Origin of the sequence: Amycolatopsis sp. NPDC049691 (assembly GCF_040675005.1) — a bacterium.
In the GTDB taxonomy this organism is placed as follows: Bacteria; Actinomycetota; Actinomycetes; order Mycobacteriales; family Pseudonocardiaceae; genus Amycolatopsis.
In genome coordinates this window covers 1-16,154 of the sequence record NZ_JBFANX010000016.1, presented here as the reverse complement: position 1 = coordinate 16,154, position 16,154 = coordinate 1, and the positions used below count along the sequence as shown (strand labels likewise).

Here is a 16,154-nt window from a genome sequence, read left to right as displayed (position 1 = left end):
GCCCGGCCGCCGAGCGACCCCCGCTGGGTCGAGTGGTGCGTGAGCTGCGAAACCAGCTACCAAGCCCGCTACCTGCAGGCCCGCGGCGGTCTACGACGTGAGGTCGCGGGCCGGCTGGATCGCCCGCCGACCCCACGTACGGCCGGGTCGACGCAGGCCACGGATGGCCACCCCGATGGTGATGATCAGCGACCGGCCACCCGAGGTCGACCCTCGACCGGGACAGCCCTGCCGCCGAGCGACCCCCGCCCTTCCCTGGGGGGCTGCCCCGGCTCCAGTCTATCGGCGGGCACCGGCGAAACCGGCCCGCAGCCGGCCTGAGCCGCCGGGTTGTCCACATTGCGCCCGGCCTGTGGACGCCCACCCCAAGCAACAGCCATTTCACCGGCGGACCGGCAGACTCCGAGCACTGGGCTTGGGTATCGTCACGCCCAGCCACCTGATCTTCTGCACCGGGGAATGATGACCGAGCCGAACGTGAATCCCGAGCAGCCCGGCGCGCGCGATGCCGACCGGCTGGGTCCGCGGCCGCTCGCGCGGCCGGCCGTCGATCCCGCTCAGGCCGCCGTCTTCGGCAGGCCCACCGGTGTCGACGGCGCGTTCGACAAGCTCTACACCCCGCAGAAGCCCAACGGCGTCAGCCTCGCGCCCCCCGCTCCCGAGTCACTGGCCGAGGCCTTCCGGCGGCCGCCCGGGGCCGAAGGTGTGCTGCTCGAACGGCCGCGGGAGGCCACCGGGGAACCGAAAGAGCCGGATCCGCCCCTCTGGAACAGCACCAGCGACCCCTGGCGAGACCCCGGGGCCGGCGCCGTCCTCGCCGGGCCCGCGATGCCCGCCGAAGACGAGGAAAAGCCCGCGAAACGCCCGCCCGGCGCGTTGCTCAGCCTGCCCGAGGTGCTCTTCGGCCGCCGCGTGCAGCCGAAGGCGCTCGCGCTGCTCGGGGTCGTCGCGCTGCTCGTCGGGGCCGTCGGGGGGCTGGTCGGGTGGTGGGTCGCCGACACCGGCAACGGGCTCACCGGCTCCGCCACCATCTCCGAAGCCGAGGCCGCCAAGGAACGGCCCGCCGGCTCGGTCGCCGAGATCGCCAAGCGCGTCGCGCCCGCCGTCGTCTCGCTCGAGGTCTACAAGCCCGGCGCCGACTCCGGGGAGCAGGGCTCCGGCGTCATGATCGACCCGCAGGGCTACATCCTCACCAACGAGCACGTCATCTCCTCGGCGAGCGCCGACCCGGGCGTCAAGGTCACCGCGATCTTCATCGACGGCACCCGCACCGAAGCCAAGCTCGTCGGCTCCGACCAGAAGACCGACCTCGCCGTCGTGAAGGTCAACGTCACCAACCCGACCGTCCTGCAGATCGGCAAGTCCGCGGACCTGCAGGTCGGTGACACGGTGATGGCCATCGGCTCGCCGCTGGCGCTGCAGAACTCCGTGACCGCCGGCATCGTCAGCGCCCTCAACCGGCCGATCACCGCGGGCGGCGACAACGGCGCCCCGCCGGTCACCTACGAAGCCATCCAGACCGACGCCGCCATCAACCACGGCAACTCCGGCGGCGCGCTCGTCGACGCCACCGGCGCGCTGGTCGGGATCAACTCCTCGATCCGCTCGTCCGGCGCAGACGGCGGCAGCATCGGTATCGGCTTCGCCATCCCCAGCGACTACGCGGTCAAGATCGCGAAGGCGCTGATCAAGGACGGCAAGGTCCAGCACGCCGACATCGGCATCAACGCCTCGTCGACGGTCGCCGGCTCCTCGACCATGGGCGCCCAGGTGAAGAACGTCGCCCCCGGGGGCCCGGCCGCGAACGCGGGCATCAAGGAGGGCGACGTCATCACGAAGATCGGCGGCCGCCTGGTGCGCGACTCGGCCGAGATGACGGTCGCCGTGCGCGCGCACGACGTCGGCGAGGTCGTCCCGGTGCAGCTGGTCCGCGACGGTGCGAGCTTCGTCGTCGACGTAACCCTGGCTTCCGACTGAGTTCCCGCGTTCGGCCTGCCGGAGCGCGGGCCGGGGCGGGTAACCTGGGCGGGTAGGTTCCGAGCGGAGGTAGACGGGTGTTCGACAGTGTCGGATGGGGGGAAATCCTCGTCCTCATCATCGCCGGTCTGTTCATCCTCGGCCCGGAACGGCTTCCCGAAGCGGCGTCCTGGCTCGCGAAGAGCGTGAAGAAGGTCCGCGACTTCGCGACGGGCGCGCGGGAACAGCTCCGCGAGGAAATGGGCCCGGAGTTCGACCAGCTCCGCAAGCCCCTCGAGGACCTGCGCGGGCTGCGCAACTTCGACCCGAAGCGAGTGGTGACACAGCACCTCTTCGACGGCGACGCGGACCCGCTCGGTTTGAAGGGCATCACGAACGGCAGCCCGAATTTGGGCGGCACCAACGGGACGAACGGGCACACGGTAGGACAAACCCAGGCGGCGCCGGAGCCGTTGAAGCCGGGGGAGCGCCCGCCGATCGACCCGGACGCCACCTGAGGTTGGCGGTTGTCCCCAGGCCGGTCGCAATGTGGACAGCTCGGCCGTGCGCGGGCCATTTCACAAGTTTTGTCTGCCACCCCCGATAAAATGGGTGCGGGGCCGGACCCCCGGTGAGGGCGGGGGCTGCCATGGGGCCGCCCGTGGTGGCGGGCCACATTCGGGCGGGCACACCGCCGCGGCGCACCGAGCACGGGTGTCCGTTCCGGTGGTTTCCCTAGTCCCCCAGCACGATCCCGACCGGCTGATCACTTTCTCCCTACCGTCGACCAGGGGTGGCTGTCCGCTGCCCGCCGTCGAAGGGGAGAAAGATGAAACTCAGATCGCTGGGCTGCGCACTGCTCGCCGCGGGGCTGCTGGCCTCCGGCCAAACCGCGACCGCCGCGACGGAAGCCGCCGCCTGCACCTGGAAGCCGACCGCTCTCGGGTCGGGTACCTCCGTGAGCGCTCAGGTCACCGCGACCGACGACAAGGGGAACTTCGCCGGCTGGGCGCTCCCCAACGACAACTTCGGCACCCTCCGCCGCGCCGCCTCCTGGACCGGCGGCACCTTCAAAGACCTTGGCACCGCCGGCACCGATGGCGCCGTCGTCACGGCGGAAAACCGGTCGGGCGCCGTCGCGGGGACCGCCAGTTACGCCATGTTCGGGTCCGGCCTCTTCTTCGAGAAGGCCTTCAAGAGCTCCGGTGGCACACTCGTGCCGCTGCCCTTCCCTGCCTCGGGCCAGTACACGCGCTCCGCCGCCGTCGGGATCACCGACTCCGGGGACGTCATCGGCGTCCTGCGCAAGCAGGACGGCTCCGGCCTGACCCCCGTCCGGTGGCCCGCCGCCCAGCCTGGCGTCGTGACGCCGCTGACCGGCGTTCCGTCCGGTGTCGGGCCGGCCGCTGTCGACGCCGATGGCACCGTCGTCTTCGCCAACGGAGACCTCTGGCGCGACGGCACCGTGACCCACCTCGGCACCCTGCCCGGCCTCAAGTACGCCTCGCCGGACAACATCAAGAACGGCCGCGTCGTCGGCTACGGCGTCTACAACGGCAAGAACGTCGGCGTCTACTGGGACCAGCAGCACGCGGCCCACGTCCTGCCGAAGTCCAGCTACAACCTGTCCAACGGCAACCCGGGCTTCTCGATCAACGCCGGCGGCGTCATCACCGGCCGCGTCGACGAGGCCAACGGCGGCAACGACCTCGCGGGCACCGGCTACGGCGTCTGGGACCAGGGCACCTTCGCCGGGACGTTCGGCGACCTCAAGGCCGACCTGCCCGTGGTCATCGGCGACGACGGCACCGCGGGCGGCTACCGCTACGACTCCGCCACGCGGCACTCGACCGCCTACGTTTGGCGCTGCTCTTAGGAAATCTCAGCGGCCGGCCGGGGTGACGTTCAGCATCATCCCGGCCAGGCCGCGGGCCTTGACCGTCAGCTTCTTCGCCGCTTCCTTCAGCACCACCGACGCCGGCGCCTCCGGCTCGGCCAGCACCAGCGGCTCGCCCGCGTCGCCCTGGGCCACCATGCGCGGGTCCATCGGGACCTGGCCCAGCAGCGGCACCTCGGACCCGATCGACTTCGTCAGCGACGAAGCCACCGCCTCGCCGCCGCCCGAGCCGAAGATCTCCATCCGCTCCCCGGACGGCGTCTCCAGCCACGACATGTTCTCGATGACCCCGGCGACGCGCTGACGCGTCTGCAACGCGATCGCCCCCGCGCGCTCGGCCACCTCGGCCGCCGCCTGCTGGGGGGTCGTCACCACCAGGATCTCCGCGTTCGGGATCAGCTGCGCCACCGAGATCGCGATGTCGCCGGTGCCCGGCGGGAGGTCCAGCAGCAGGATGTCGAGGTCGCCCCAGAACACGTCCGCCAGGAACTGCTGCAGCGCCCGGTGCAGCATCGGGCCGCGCCACACCACCGGCGTGTTGCCCGGGGTGAACATGCCGATCGAGATCACCTTCACGCCGTGGGACTGCGGCGGCATGATCATCGTGTCGACCTTGGTCGGCTTCTCGCGCGCGCCCAGCATGCGGGGGATGGAGTGGCCGTAGATGTCCGCGTCCACGACACCCACCGACAGCCCGCGCGCGGCCATCGCCGCCGCCAGGTTCACCGTGACCGACGACTTGCCGACACCGCCTTTGCCCGACGCCACGCAGTACACCCGCGTCATCGAGCCCGGCTGCGCGAACGGGATCACCGGCTCGGCCGCGTCGCCGCGCAGGGACTTCCGCAGCTCGGAGCGCTGCTCGTCGCTCATCACGTCCAGCTCGACCCGCACGTCCGCGACGCCGGGGAGCTTCGAGACGGCCGCCTTGGTGTCGTTGGTCAGCGTCGCCTTGAGCGGGCAGCCGGCCACCGTCAGGTAGATCCCGACGGTGACGACACCGTCCGGAGCCACCGCGACGTCCTTGACCATCCCCAGGTCCGTGATGGGTTTGCGGATCTCGGGGTCTTGCACGCTCTTCAGCGCGCTGCGGACGTCGTCGACGCTGGGGAGCTGCTGCGTACTGGTCACCCCATCCATGTTACGTACCGGTAGGCGTACGGGACTTCTTGGGCTTTACGTCCAGGTCCTCCCGCAGCCGGTCCAGCTCGCTGCGCAGGTAGTCACGAGTCGCGACTTCGCCGATCGCCAGCCGTAGCGCCGCCAGCTCGCGGGCCAGGTACTCCGTGTCGGCCTTCGTCTGCGCCGCCCGGTTGCGGTCCTCTTCCAGGGAGACGCGGTCGCGGTCGTCCTGCCGGTTCTGCGCCAGCAGGATCAGCGGCGCCGCGTACGCCGCCTGGGTCGAAAAAGCCAGGTTGAGCAGGATGAACGGGTACGGGTCCCACTGCAGCGACAGCGCTGTGAGGTTCAGCACGATCCAGACGATGACGATCAGCGTCTGCCAGAACAGGTACTTCCCGGTGCCCAGGAACCGCGCGATCCGCTCGGTGAACCGGCCGAAGGTGTCCGGGTCGATGTTCAGCCTGAACCGGGCCTGGCTGCGGGGCTGGTCGAGCCGCCGTCCCGAAGTCGGTTCAGGCACGGTCTTCCTCCAAGGTGTCGTGCAGCCCGGTCTCGCGCCAGTCCTCCGGCAGCAGGTGGTCGAGGACGTCGTCGACGGTCACCGCGCCGATCAGGTGGTCCTCGGTGTCGACGACCGGCCCGCAGGTCAGGTTGTAGGCCGCGAAGTACCGCGTGACCTCCGCGAGCGACGCGCCCGGTTTCAGCGGGGGCAGCCCGGTGTCCACCGCGCTGGCCACGAGTTCGGCGGGCGGCTCCCGCAGCAGCCGCTGGAAGTGGACGACGCCGACGTAGCGCCCGGTCGGCGTCGCCGTCGGCGGGCGGCAGACGAACACCATGCTGGCCAGCGCGGGCGGCAGCTCGGCGTTGCGGATGTGGGCCAGCGCCTCGGCGATCGTCGTGTCCGGGGTCAGCACCACCGGCTCCGGTGTCATCAGGCCGCCCGCGGTGTCGGACGAGTACTCCAGCAGCCGCTTGACCGGCGCGGACTCCTCCGGCTCCATCAGCTCCAGCAGCCGGCTCTGGTCGGCCGGCGCCAGCTCGGCCAGCAGGTCGGCGGCGTCGTCGGGGTTCATCGCCTCGAGGACGTCGGCCGCGCGCTCCTCGGCCAGGTAGGCCAGCAGCTCCTTCTGGTCGTCGTCCGGCAGCTCCTCGATGACGTCGGCGAGGCGTTCGTCGTCCATCGCGTCGGCGACCTCGTGCCGGCGCTTGAGCGGCAGGTCGCGCACGGTCGCGGCGATGTCCGCCGGTCGCATGGTGTCGAACAGCATGAGCAGCTGGCCCGCCCCCTGCGGCTGCGCGCCGAGGTCGGCCAGGCCCAGCCCGGCCACCTCCGACCAGGGCAGCACCTGCATCGCCGCGCGACGGCGGCCCAGCCCGACCCGCCGTTCGCGGATGGCGAGCTTGGCGAGCACCCAGTCGCGGGTGCGGGTCGGTTCCATCCCGGCGTCGACGACGGTGATCCGCGTGTCCGACCCGGCCAGCGTCGCGTGCGCGTCGAGCAGCTGGCCGAGCACGAGGACCTCGTTGGGGCGCTGGTTGAACTGGCGCATGTTGACCGAGCCGGTGGCGAGCGTGACGGCGCTCGGCTCGATCGCGGTGACGCGCAGCATCGGCACGAAGACCCGCCGCCGCGTGGCCAGCTCGACGACCAGGCCGAGGATCCGCGGCGGCTGGGCGTCCAGGCGCAGTCCGGCGACCAGGTCGCGGACCCGGCCGATGGACTCGCCGTCCGGCCCGAAGACGGGCAACCCGGACAGCTGAGCTGCGAAAACCCTGTTGACCGCGGCCATGCCGCTGACACTATCGGCTGGCCGCCCACGGAGCGATTTCCGCCACTGTGACGAAGGCCGGGTCGTCGCTGTCTTCGCCGGTCTCTTCGTACTCTTCCAGCATCCAGATCCAGTTCTGCACGGCTCGCACGAGCGTCCACGCGCGCGCCTTCGAAGCGTCCAGTTCCTGCGACTCGACGATCATCGCGAACCGATCGTCCAGTGTGGACTCGGTGAACCGGTTCCAGAACAACGGGATGACGCCCCACTCGAGATCGCCGGCCAGCGGCTTGGGGTCGATGACCAGCCACGGCTCGCGGGTGCCCGCCAGGACGTTCTCGAAGTGCAGGTCCTCGTTCACCAGCAGCTCACCCGCGTTCGGTCCGAGTTCGCGGCAGATCGCGACGGCGTCGTCGACCAGCCGCTTCTCGAACGGCTCGCCGAGCTCGGCCCAGCGGCGGGGGAGCTCCTCGGTCAACCGCGCCGCCTCGGCACGCAGGTGCCGGCTCATCGACGCCGGCGCGGGCACGGCCAACCGCCGCGCCAAGCCGCCGATGAGCGGGATCGCCGAGCGCAGCGGGAGGTCGTCGAGGGTGCGGCCGGGGTCGAGCCGTTCGAGGAGCAGGACGCCGTCGTCCGGCGCGGACTCCAGCAGCAGCACCGCGCCCCGACCGGCCCATGTGGACAGTGCGAGCGGCTCGTCGGCGGATTCCTCGTCGCGCCAGCCCAGTTTCAGCACCACCGGCGTGCCGTCGGGCAGCCGCGCGGGCTGCACCACGCCGACGTAGCCGTGCATCGCCTCGCCGTCGAACGTCAGGCCCCACTTCCGGGCGTACTCGGCGGCCAGCTCGGGGAGAGCCGCCACCCAGCCGGCGGCCCCGGGCCCGAGCACCCGCGGTGCCCGGGCGGCGAACAGAGGGGGAACGCGAAGATCGGTCACCACCCCAGCCTGGCAGCCGCGTCCAGTGCGTTTCGTCGGCTCCCCGGCGGGCGTACGCTGGGTTTTCAGGGGAAAACGCAACCCCGGGAGCAGCCATGGTGGTGGAGATCCTCAGCGCCGTCGTCCTCGCGGGCGGGGTCTGGCTCGCGTCGAGCGTGCGCGTGGTGAAGCAGTACGAGCGCGGTCTGGTCTACCGGTTCGGCCGGGTGCGGTCACGGGTCGCGGAACCCGGCCTGATGGTGCTGGTGCCGTTCGCGGACCGGCTGCAGAAGGTCAACATGCAGATCGTGACCATGCCGGTGCCCGCCCAGGACGGCATCACCCGCGACAACGTCACGGTCCGGGTCGACGCGGTCGTCTACTTCAAGGTGATCGACCCGGTCGTCGCGGCGGTCAACGTCCAGGACTACCGGTCGGCGGTCGGCCAGGTCGCGCAGACGTCGCTGCGCTCGATCATCGGCAAGAGCGACCTCGACGACCTGCTCTCCAACCGCGAGCGCCTCAACGAGGGCCTGGAGCTGATGATCGACAGCCCGGCGCTGGACTGGGGCATCCACATCGACCGCGTCGAGATCAAGGACGTCGCGCTGCCGGAGGCGATGAAGCGCTCGATGTCGCGGCAGGCCGAGGCGGAGCGGGAACGGCGCGCGCGCGTCATCTCCGCCGACGGTGAGCTGCAGGCGTCGCACAAGCTCGCGCAGGCCGCGGCGACGATGGCCGACACCCCCTCGGCGCTGCAGCTGCGGCTGCTGGAGACCGTCGTGCAGGTGTCGTCGGAGAAGAACTCGACGCTGGTGCTGCCGTTCCCGGTGGAGCTGTTGCGGTTCCTGGACGCGCAGACCCCCAAGGCGGCGCCGCCCGAGCCGGCGGCGAAGCCGGAACCCGAGGCGGTCGAGGCCAAGCCGGAGGCGAACGGCCACGCGACGCCGTCACCCCGCAGCCCCGGCGACGCGGTGCTGCCGGCTGATTAGTCCAGCTGGCCGTTCGCGGCCAGGACGATCAGCGTCGTGAAGAAGCTGAAGTACAGCGCGATCACGACGTAGCCGATGATCACGGCGGCCGTGGCCACGCCGCGGCCGCCCGCTTCGCCGCGGTTGGTCTTGCCCAGCGCGATGTGGCCCATCACCAGCCCGGCGATCGCCGTGATGCCCGAGCAGAAGCCGAGGATCGAGCAGACCAGCGCGCCGATCGCCAGCGCGTTGTCCTGCCGCTGAGGCGGACCCGGCACGTACGGCGGCTGGACGTAGGGCGCCGGGCCGCTGTACGGCTGACCGTAGGCCGGCGGGGGCGGCTGGTAGACCGGTTGGCCCGGCGCCGCGTACGGCGTGCCGGGGATGTGCGCGGCCGGGGTCTCGAACGACCCGGGGGGCAGCTCGGGGGTGGGCGCGACCGGCTCCGGTGGCCCGGCGACCGTGCTGTCGCCCGCCGGCGGGTCGTAGTTCTCCGGCGTGTACGGCGCCGGCTCCGCGGTGGGCGGCGGGTCGTACGACAGGGCCGGGTCGGCGGCCGGGCGGTCCTTGTCCCCGGTCGGGTCGGTCATGGCGGGTCCCCTCCTGCGTGCAGGACCTCAACTTAGCGGTCGGCGGAGGAGCCCGTGCGCGACGCCGAGCCGGAAGAGCAGCACGAGCGCGACCGCGTTCAGCACGATCCCGAGGTAGCCCACGACCAGCGCGGCGATCGCGACACCCCGGCCGGTGGCTTCGCCGCGCTTGGCCCGGCCGAAGGCCACGTGGCCGAGGACGATGCCCGCGAACCCCGCCGGCAGGCACACCACGGCGCCGGCGATCGAGCAGAGCAACGCTCCGGCCGCGAGCCCCGGGCCCGGCTCGCCGGGGTCCGGCGGGGGAGCGCCGGGCGCGGACCGCCTGCCGAAGGGGTCGTCCGGGTCGTACAGCTGGCTCAAGATCGGCTTCCTCCGCGCGGGACTGTACGACGCGGATGGTGAGCGCCCTCATAGCAGGGTTGGGGGATTCGGGTCATACTCACCGGTAACCCAGCGCCGGGAGCCGGCGTCGCAATCGGAAAGGGAGCCGTGATGGCCCGTCTCGCCCAGACCGCCGGCCTCACCGACGTGCAGTCGGAGATCCTCGCGACCGTCCGCTCGTTCGTGGACAAGGAGGTCATCCCGCACGCGCAGGAGCTCGAGCACTCCGACACCTACCCGACGGACATCGTCGAGGGCATGAAGGAGATGGGCCTGTTCGGGATCACCATCCCGGAGGAGTACGGCGGGCTCGGCGAGTCGCTGCTGACCTACGCGCTCGTCGTCGAGGAGATCGCGCGGGGCTGGATGAGCGTGTCCGGCGTGATCAACACCCACTTCATCGTGGCGCACATGATCTCCCGCCACGGCACGGAGGCGCAGAAGCGGCACTTCCTGCCGCGGATGGCGACCGGCGAGGTGCGCGGCTCGTTCTCGATGTCGGAGCCGGACCTGGGTTCGGACGTCGCGGCGATCAAGACGAAGGCCCGCCGCGACGGCGACGGCTACGTCATCGACGGCTCGAAGATGTGGCTGACGAACGGCGGCTCGTCGAACCTGATCGCGCTGCTGGTCCGAACCGACGAGGGGGCCGAGAAGGCCCACCAGAACCTCACGACGTTCCTCGTCGAGAAGCCGGAGGGCTTCGGCGAGGTGGCACCGGGCCTGACCATCCCGGGCAAGATCGACAAGATGGGCTACAAGGGCGTCGACACGACCGAAGCGGTCTTCGACGGCTATCGCATCGGGTCCGACATGGTCCTCGGCGAGGCACCGGGCCGCGGGTTCGCGTACATGATGGACGGTGTCGAGGTCGGCCGCGTGAACGTCGCGGCGCGGGCGTGCGGCATCGCGATCCGGGCGTTCGAGCTGGCGGTGGAGTACGCCCAGCAGCGCAAGACGTTCGGCAAGGCGATCGCGGAGCACCAGGCCGTGGCGTTCAAGCTGGCCGAGATGGCCACGAAGGTCGAGGCGGCCCACCTGATGATGGTGAACGCGGCCCGGTTGAAGGACTCGGGCGAGCGCAACGACGTCGAGGCGGGGATGGCGAAGCTGATCGCGTCGGAGTACTGCGCGGAGGTCACGCAGGACGCGTTCCGCATCCACGGCGGCTACGGGTACTCGAAGGAGTACGAGATCGAGCGGCTGATGCGCGAGGCACCGTTCCTGCTGATCGGCGAAGGCACGAGCGAGATCCAGAAGACGATCATCTCCCGCGGTCTGCTGCGCGAGTACAAGTCGCGTTCCTGACCGGCTTCCGGGGCCGATTGTCGATACGACGACAATCGGCTCCGGCCTTTCGGGGTAAGCGGCTCGCACGGTCCGGGCGTTCTTGACAAGATGGACGCCCAGACCCACGAGTGCGCAGGTGATGATGGTGAGTAGTCCCTTCGGCGGGAGCCGGGCGCCCGGCAACCTGCCTCGGCTGCCGACCCCGCCGACCGGCTGGCCGATCGGGTCGTACGCGACCTACGGCGAGGCGCAGCAGGCCGTCGACTTCCTCGCGGACAGCGAGTTCTCCGTCAGCGACGTCACGATCGTCGGGGTGGACCTGATGCTCGTCGAACGGGTCATCGGGAAACTCAGCTGGGGCCGCGTGCTCGGCACCGGGGCCGTGTCCGGCGCCTGGTTCGGCCTCTTCGCCGGGCTGCTGCTCGGCCTGTTCGTCAACCAGGGCTTCGCGCTGCAGCTGCTGACCGGGCTCGTGCTCGGCGTCCTGTCGGGGCTGATGTTCGCCGCCATCGGGTACAGCATGTCGCGCGGGCGGCGGGACTTCTCCTCGGCGAGCCAGCTCGTCGCCGGCCGGTACGACGTCCTGTGCCAGCCGCGCACGGCCGAACAGGGCCGGGAGCTGCTCGCCAAGCTCGCGCTCAAACCACCCCCGGCGACGACCTGAAAAAAGCCGCCATTATCAGGGGAAAATCACAGTTCGAGCTGCAGTGGGCTGAATCGTTACCGATACTGCTTGCGGGGTGTGATCGCCCGGCATAAGTTGTCCGACACCAGTCGGGCGGCCTCGCCCTACCAGCGCGGCGGCCCGAGCACTAGCACGTCGGGGTGCTGGCGCGGTTCGCCTCATCGCGTCGTGGTGCCCACCGGGCACCGCGGTATCCGGCGTGCACGCGGGTGAGGAGGCCTGATGGGGAAGAGGATCGGCGCGGGCAAACGGGGACGCTCGCCCGGCCGCACCGCGGTCCTGCTGGGGGCAGGGGCTTTGGTGACCGGCATGCTGGCCGGTTGCGGATCGGGCGGCGGGCTGAAGATCAACGTCTACTACGCGCCCGAGGACAGCTTCCAGAAAGTCGTCGACAACTGCAACGCGGCGGCGAACGGGAAGTACGAGATCGTCTACAACAAGCTGCAGCGCGGCGCGGACGACCAGCGCCTGCAGATGGCGAGGCGGCTCGCCGCGGGTGACACCGCGATGGACGTCCTCGGCCTCGACGTGACCTGGGTTTCGGAGTTCGCCGAAGCCGGCTGGGTCGAGGAGTGGAAGGACCAGAACAAGGCGGCCGCCACCGAAGGCGTCCTGCAGGGACCGCTGGAGACGGCGACCTACGACGGGAAGCTCTACGCGGCCACGAAGAACACCAACGTCCAGCTGCTCTGGTACGACGACCGGATCACGCCCACGCCACCCAAGACGTGGGAAGAGATGATCGCCAAGTCCAAGGAGCTGAAGGCACAGGGCAAGCCCTACAGCATCGTGTTCACCGGCGCGCAGTACGAAGGCCTCGTCGTCTTCTACAACACGCTGGTGGAGTCGATGGGCGGGCACATCCTGTCCGACGACGGCAAGAGCGTCGTCCTGGACGACGGCGCGGTGCAGGCGCTCGCGCTGCTCAAGCAGATCTCGTCGTCGGGGATCACCGACCCGTCGCTGACCAACTCGAAGGAGGACGACGTCCGCCAGACGTTCCAGCGCGGCGACGCCGCGTTCGAGCTCAACTGGCCGTTCGTCTACGCCTCCTACGCCAAGGAAAAGCCGCAGGACGTCTCGCACTTCAAGTGGGCCGTCTACCCCGAGGCGAAGGCGGGCACGCCCGCGAAGACCACGATCGGCGGGTACGACCTCGCCGTCAGTTCGCTGTCGCAGCACAAGCCCGAGGCGTTCGAAGCGGCACTGTGCCTGCGCAACGCGGAGAACCAGAAGTTCTCGGCGATCAACGACGGTGTCCCGCCGACCATCGAATCGGTGTACCACAACGACACGCCGCTCGACCCGTCGAAGCCGGCGAGCGCCGACAACCCCAACATGGCGCTGAAGTACCCGATGCGCGACTCGATCATCGACGCCATCAAGGACTCCGCGGTGCGGCCGCTGACCCCGGCGTACCAGAACATGTCGACCGTGATGTCGAAAGTCCTTTCCCCGCCGGGTGAAATCGACCCGCAGGCCACCGCGGCGAAGCTGCGCGAGCAGCTCAACGACGCGCTCCAGTCGAAGGGAGTGATCCCGTGACCGTCCAGGACCCGACCACGGCGGGAGCCACCGCGGCCCCGGAACCCGTGTCGCACGAGAAGAAGCGCAAACCCGCCCTCTCCGAAGGGAAGAAGGCCGAGCGGCGGCTCGGGCTGTGGCTGTGCGCGCCCGCGTTCGTCGTGATGATCGCCGTCACCGGCTACCCGATCGTCTACTCGATCTGGTTGTCGCTGCAGCGGTACGACCTGCGCTTCCCCGCGCAGCAGCAGTTCGTCGGCTTCGACAACTACGCGGCCGTGCTGTCCAATTCGTACTGGTGGACGGCGTTCGGCACGACGATGTTCCTGACCGTCGTGTCGGTGGCCATCGAGTTCGTGCTCGGCATGGCGCTGGCGCTGATCATGCACCGGACGCTCGTCGGCCGCGGCCTGGTCCGCACGGTCGCCCTGATCCCGTACGGCATCGTCACGGTCGTCGCGGCGTTCTCGTGGTACTACGCGTGGACGCCGAAGACCGGCTACCTGGCGAACTGGCTGGCCGCGGACGCGGCGCCGCTGACCGACCAGTGGCCGTCGATGTTCATCATCATCGGCGCCGAGGTGTGGAAGACCACGCCGTTCATGGCGCTGCTGCTGATGGCGGGCCTCGCGCTGGTGCCCGACGACCTGCTCAAGGCCGCGGCGATGGACGGCGCGAGCGCGTGGCAGCGGTTCACCAAGGTGATGCTGCCGGTGATGAAGCCGGCGATCCTGGTGGCGCTGCTGTTCCGCACGCTCGACGCGTTCCGGATCTTCGACAACATCTACGTGCTCACCGGCGGCGCGCAGGACACCGGCTCGGTGTCGATGCAGACCTACGACAACCTGGTCAAGGGCCTCAACCTCGGGATCGGGTCGACGATGGCGGTGCTGATCTTCATCACCGTGGCGATCATCGCCTTCATCTTCATCAAGGTGTTCGGCACGGCCGCACCTGGCTCGGACGACGGGGGTAAGCGCTGATGGTGATGGGAACCGTCACGACGGGCCGCAAGCTCAGGTGGGGCCTGGTCGACATCCTCGTGCTGGTGTTCGCGCTGGTGCCGGTGCTCTGGGTCGTTTCGCTGTCGTTCAAGACCAAGGACACGCTGACCGACGGGTCGTTCATCCCGCAGTCGTGGACCTGGCAGAACTACGCGGACATCTTCCAGACGTCGGAGTTCCTGCTGGCGCTGGTGAACTCGATCGGCATCGCGATCATCTCGACCGTGATCGCGGTGGTGCTGGGCACGATGGCCGCGTACGCGATCGCGCGGCTGGACTTCCCCGGCAAGCAGCTGCTCGTCGGGCTCTCGCTGCTGATCGCGATGTTCCCACAGGTGTCGCTGGTGACCCCGCTGTTCAACATCGAGCGGAACCTGGCGCTGTTCGACACCTGGCCGGGCCTGATCCTGCCCTACATCACGTTCGCCCTGCCGCTGTCGATCTACACGCTGTCGGCGTTCTTCCGCGAAATCCCGTGGGAGCTGGAAAAGGCGGCGAAGATGGACGGCGCGACGCCCGCCCAGGCGTTCCGGAAGGTGATCGCGCCGCTGGCCGCGCCGGGGGTGTTCACCACCGCGATCCTGGTGTTCATCTTCTGCTGGAACGACTTCCTGTTCGCCATCTCGCTGACGTCGACCACGGCGTCGCGCACGGTGCCGGCGGCGCTGTCGTTCTTCACCGGGTCCTCGCAGTTCGAGGACCCGACCGGGCAGGTGAGCGCGGCCGCGGTCGTGATCACCATCCCGATCATTGTGTTCGTGTTGTTCTTCCAGCGTCGCATCGTGGCGGGGCTGACCTCCGGTGCGGTGAAGGGGTAGTCATGGCTGAAATCGTCCTCGACAAGGTGTCGAAGAAGTACCCCGACGGCGCGCTCGCGGTGTCCGAAGTGGACATCACCATCGCCGACGGCGAGTTCATCATCCTCGTCGGACCGTCCGGCTGCGGGAAGTCGACGACGCTGAACATGGTGGCGGGGCTGGAGGACATCTCCTCCGGCGAGCTGCGCATCGACGGCAAGCGCGTCAACGAGAAGGCCCCGAAGGACCGGGACATCGCGATGGTGTTCCAGTCCTACGCGCTCTACCCGCACATGAGCGTCCGGGAGAACATGGCGTTCCCGCTGCGGCTGGCGAAGGTCGACGACAAGACCGTCCGGGCGAAGGTCGAGGAAGCGGCGACGATCCTCGACCTGACCCAGCACCTCGACCGCAAGCCGGCCAACCTCTCCGGTGGCCAGCGGCAGCGCGTCGCGATGGGCCGGGCGATCGTCCGCAGCCCCAAGGCGTTCCTGATGGACGAACCACTGTCCAACCTGGACGCCAAGCTGCGCGGGCAGATGCGGACGTCGGTGTCGAAGATCCAGAAGCAGCTCGGCACGACGACGCTGTACGTCACCCACGACCAGACCGAAGCCATGACCCTGGGCGACCGGGTCGTGGTGCTGCGCGGCGGGTACGTGCAGCAGATCGGCGCGCCGCAGTTCCTCTACGACAACCCGGCGAACCTGTTCGTGGCCGGGTTCATCGGCTCGCCGTCGATGAACTTCGTGCCGGCGACGCTGGAGAACAACGAGCTGCGCAGTGCGCTGGGCACGACGCCACTGACGGACCGCGTCCGGCAGCTGGTGGAGAAGGCCAACGCCCCGCGCGAGCTGATCGTCGGCATCCGGCCGGAGCACTTCGAGGACGCGGCGCTGGTCGAGGCCGGCCAGAAGGCGGGCGGGGCCACGTTCACCGCGCACATCGACGTGCTGGAGTCGATGGGCTCGGAGAAGTTCGCCCACTTCACGGTGGAGGGCGAGACGGCGACGTCCGAGGAGCTGGCGGAGCTGGCCGCGGACAGCGGCTCGTCCGACGTCCCGGGCGCGGAGTCCCAGATCGTGGCCCGGCTGTCGGCGGAGTCGTCCGCGACGGAGAACGCCGACCTCGAAGTCTGGTACGACGCGGACAAGATCAAGCTGTTCGACCCCGCGAACGGCAAGAACCTCACCTACGAGGACTAGCCGGTCGTGAGTGGTCAGGGCGGTTCTAGCCGCCCTGACCA

At 69.9% G+C, this 16,154-nt stretch carries 16 protein-coding genes and 1 pseudogene; 11 read left to right on the top strand and 6 right to left on the bottom strand.

Annotated features, from left to right (window positions below; translation table 11 throughout):
* Positions 1 to 39: 39 nt before the first annotated feature.
* The 4 genes and pseudogenes from AB0J40_RS31210 to AB0J40_RS31195 all read left to right on the top strand — a co-directional run.
* Positions 40 to 211 (top strand): annotated as a pseudogene (locus AB0J40_RS31210) (IS30 family transposase); the annotation flags it as partial.
* A gap of 248 nt (positions 212 to 459) precedes the next feature.
* On the top strand, positions 460 to 1,977 hold the full coding sequence (locus AB0J40_RS31205) for a trypsin-like peptidase domain-containing protein (RefSeq protein WP_364459929.1): 1,518 nt from the start codon (positions 460 to 462) through the stop codon (positions 1,975 to 1,977).
* Between the two features lie 77 nt (positions 1,978 to 2,054).
* Positions 2,055 to 2,474, top strand: coding sequence for a Sec-independent protein translocase protein TatB (gene tatB, locus AB0J40_RS31200; RefSeq protein ID WP_364459926.1), 420 nt, complete (start codon positions 2,055 to 2,057; stop codon positions 2,472 to 2,474).
* Between the two features lie 311 nt (positions 2,475 to 2,785).
* Complete coding sequence (locus AB0J40_RS31195; RefSeq protein WP_364459923.1) at positions 2,786 to 3,832, top strand: hypothetical protein; 1,047 nt, start codon at positions 2,786 to 2,788, stop codon at positions 3,830 to 3,832.
* Positions 3,833 to 3,838: 6 nt separating this feature from the next.
* Here AB0J40_RS31195 and AB0J40_RS31190 read toward each other — a convergent pair whose 3' ends face one another.
* The 4 genes from AB0J40_RS31190 to AB0J40_RS31175 are packed head-to-tail and all read right to left on the bottom strand — an operon-like array spanning position 3,839 to position 7,687.
* Entirely contained in the window at positions 3,839 to 4,984 is a 1,146-nt protein-coding gene (locus AB0J40_RS31190) for an Mrp/NBP35 family ATP-binding protein (protein ID WP_364459920.1), read from the bottom strand.
* Positions 4,985 to 4,994: 10 nt separating this feature from the next.
* The gene (locus AB0J40_RS31185) at positions 4,995 to 5,495 is read right to left on the bottom strand and encodes a DUF1003 domain-containing protein (RefSeq protein WP_364459917.1); all 501 of its coding nucleotides are present in this window, start codon (positions 5,493 to 5,495) and stop codon (positions 4,995 to 4,997) included.
* Positions 5,488 to 6,765, bottom strand: a complete 1,278-nt coding sequence (locus tag AB0J40_RS31180) for a CBS domain-containing protein (protein WP_364459914.1) — start codon at positions 6,763 to 6,765, stop codon at positions 5,488 to 5,490. The genes AB0J40_RS31185 and AB0J40_RS31180 overlap by 8 nt, the downstream gene beginning before the upstream one ends.
* Before the next feature lie 10 nt (positions 6,766 to 6,775).
* Entirely contained in the window at positions 6,776 to 7,687 is a 912-nt protein-coding gene (locus tag AB0J40_RS31175; protein ID WP_364459911.1) for an aminoglycoside phosphotransferase family protein, read from the bottom strand.
* A 92-nt stretch (positions 7,688 to 7,779) separates the two neighbouring features.
* On the opposite strand from AB0J40_RS31175, the gene AB0J40_RS31170 reads away from it, so the two are divergent.
* Positions 7,780 to 8,655 (top strand): slipin family protein, encoded by an 876-nt coding sequence (locus AB0J40_RS31170; protein WP_364459908.1) that lies wholly within the window; start codon positions 7,780 to 7,782, stop codon positions 8,653 to 8,655.
* Here AB0J40_RS31170 and AB0J40_RS31165 read toward each other — a convergent pair.
* Positions 8,652 to 9,224 (bottom strand): DUF4190 domain-containing protein, encoded by a 573-nt coding sequence (locus AB0J40_RS31165; RefSeq protein WP_364459905.1) that lies wholly within the window; start codon positions 9,222 to 9,224, stop codon positions 8,652 to 8,654. The two genes, AB0J40_RS31170 and AB0J40_RS31165, sit on opposite strands and share 4 nt — an antisense overlap.
* Positions 9,225 to 9,251: 27 nt before the next feature.
* Positions 9,252 to 9,587, bottom strand: coding sequence for a DUF4190 domain-containing protein (locus tag AB0J40_RS31160; RefSeq protein ID WP_364459903.1), 336 nt, complete (start codon positions 9,585 to 9,587; stop codon positions 9,252 to 9,254).
* Positions 9,588 to 9,719: 132 nt separating this feature from the next.
* Between AB0J40_RS31160 and AB0J40_RS31155 the strand changes: the two genes are divergently transcribed.
* The 6 genes from AB0J40_RS31155 (at position 9,720) to ugpC (ending at position 16,113) form a co-directional block, all read left to right on the top strand.
* The gene (locus tag AB0J40_RS31155; RefSeq protein WP_364459900.1) at positions 9,720 to 10,916 is read left to right on the top strand and encodes an acyl-CoA dehydrogenase family protein; all 1,197 of its coding nucleotides are present in this window, start codon (positions 9,720 to 9,722) and stop codon (positions 10,914 to 10,916) included.
* 121 nt (positions 10,917 to 11,037) lie between these two features.
* Positions 11,038 to 11,562, top strand: coding sequence for a general stress protein (locus tag AB0J40_RS31150; RefSeq protein ID WP_364459897.1), 525 nt, complete (start codon positions 11,038 to 11,040; stop codon positions 11,560 to 11,562).
* A 243-nt stretch (positions 11,563 to 11,805) separates the two neighbouring features.
* Positions 11,806 to 13,128 (top strand): ABC transporter substrate-binding protein, encoded by a 1,323-nt coding sequence (locus AB0J40_RS31145; RefSeq protein ID WP_364459894.1) that lies wholly within the window; start codon positions 11,806 to 11,808, stop codon positions 13,126 to 13,128.
* The gene (locus AB0J40_RS31140) at positions 13,125 to 14,090 is read left to right on the top strand and encodes a sugar ABC transporter permease (RefSeq protein ID WP_364459891.1); all 966 of its coding nucleotides are present in this window, start codon (positions 13,125 to 13,127) and stop codon (positions 14,088 to 14,090) included. Before AB0J40_RS31145 ends, AB0J40_RS31140 begins: the two co-directional genes overlap by 4 nt.
* On the top strand, positions 14,090 to 14,929 hold the full coding sequence (locus AB0J40_RS31135) for a carbohydrate ABC transporter permease (RefSeq protein WP_364459888.1): 840 nt from the start codon (positions 14,090 to 14,092) through the stop codon (positions 14,927 to 14,929). Before AB0J40_RS31140 ends, AB0J40_RS31135 begins: the two co-directional genes overlap by 1 nt.
* Before the next feature lie 2 nt (positions 14,930 to 14,931).
* Complete coding sequence (gene ugpC / locus AB0J40_RS31130; RefSeq protein WP_364459885.1) at positions 14,932 to 16,113, top strand: sn-glycerol-3-phosphate ABC transporter ATP-binding protein UgpC; 1,182 nt, start codon at positions 14,932 to 14,934, stop codon at positions 16,111 to 16,113.
* The last annotated feature ends 41 nt before the right edge of the window (positions 16,114 to 16,154 follow it).

Coding starts and splice junctions, on each gene's coding strand:
- ugpC (WP_364459885.1), top strand. CDS start 14,932: ATGGCTGAAATCGTCCTCGACAAGGTGTCGAAGAAGTACCCCGACGGC.
- AB0J40_RS31145 (WP_364459894.1), top strand. CDS start 11,806: ATGGGGAAGAGGATCGGCGCGGGCAAACGGGGACGCTCGCCCGGCCGC.
- AB0J40_RS31195 (WP_364459923.1), top strand. CDS start 2,786: ATGAAACTCAGATCGCTGGGCTGCGCACTGCTCGCCGCGGGGCTGCTG.
- AB0J40_RS31135 (WP_364459888.1), top strand. CDS start 14,090: ATGGTGATGGGAACCGTCACGACGGGCCGCAAGCTCAGGTGGGGCCTG.
- AB0J40_RS31170 (WP_364459908.1), top strand. CDS start 7,780: ATGGTGGTGGAGATCCTCAGCGCCGTCGTCCTCGCGGGCGGGGTCTGG.
- AB0J40_RS31155 (WP_364459900.1), top strand. CDS start 9,720: ATGGCCCGTCTCGCCCAGACCGCCGGCCTCACCGACGTGCAGTCGGAG.
- AB0J40_RS31150 (WP_364459897.1), top strand. CDS start 11,038: ATGATGGTGAGTAGTCCCTTCGGCGGGAGCCGGGCGCCCGGCAACCTG.
- AB0J40_RS31165 (WP_364459905.1), bottom strand. CDS start 9,224: ATGACCGACCCGACCGGGGACAAGGACCGCCCGGCCGCCGACCCGGCC.
- AB0J40_RS31180 (WP_364459914.1), bottom strand. CDS start 6,765: ATGGCCGCGGTCAACAGGGTTTTCGCAGCTCAGCTGTCCGGGTTGCCC.
- AB0J40_RS31205 (WP_364459929.1), top strand. CDS start 460: ATGATGACCGAGCCGAACGTGAATCCCGAGCAGCCCGGCGCGCGCGAT.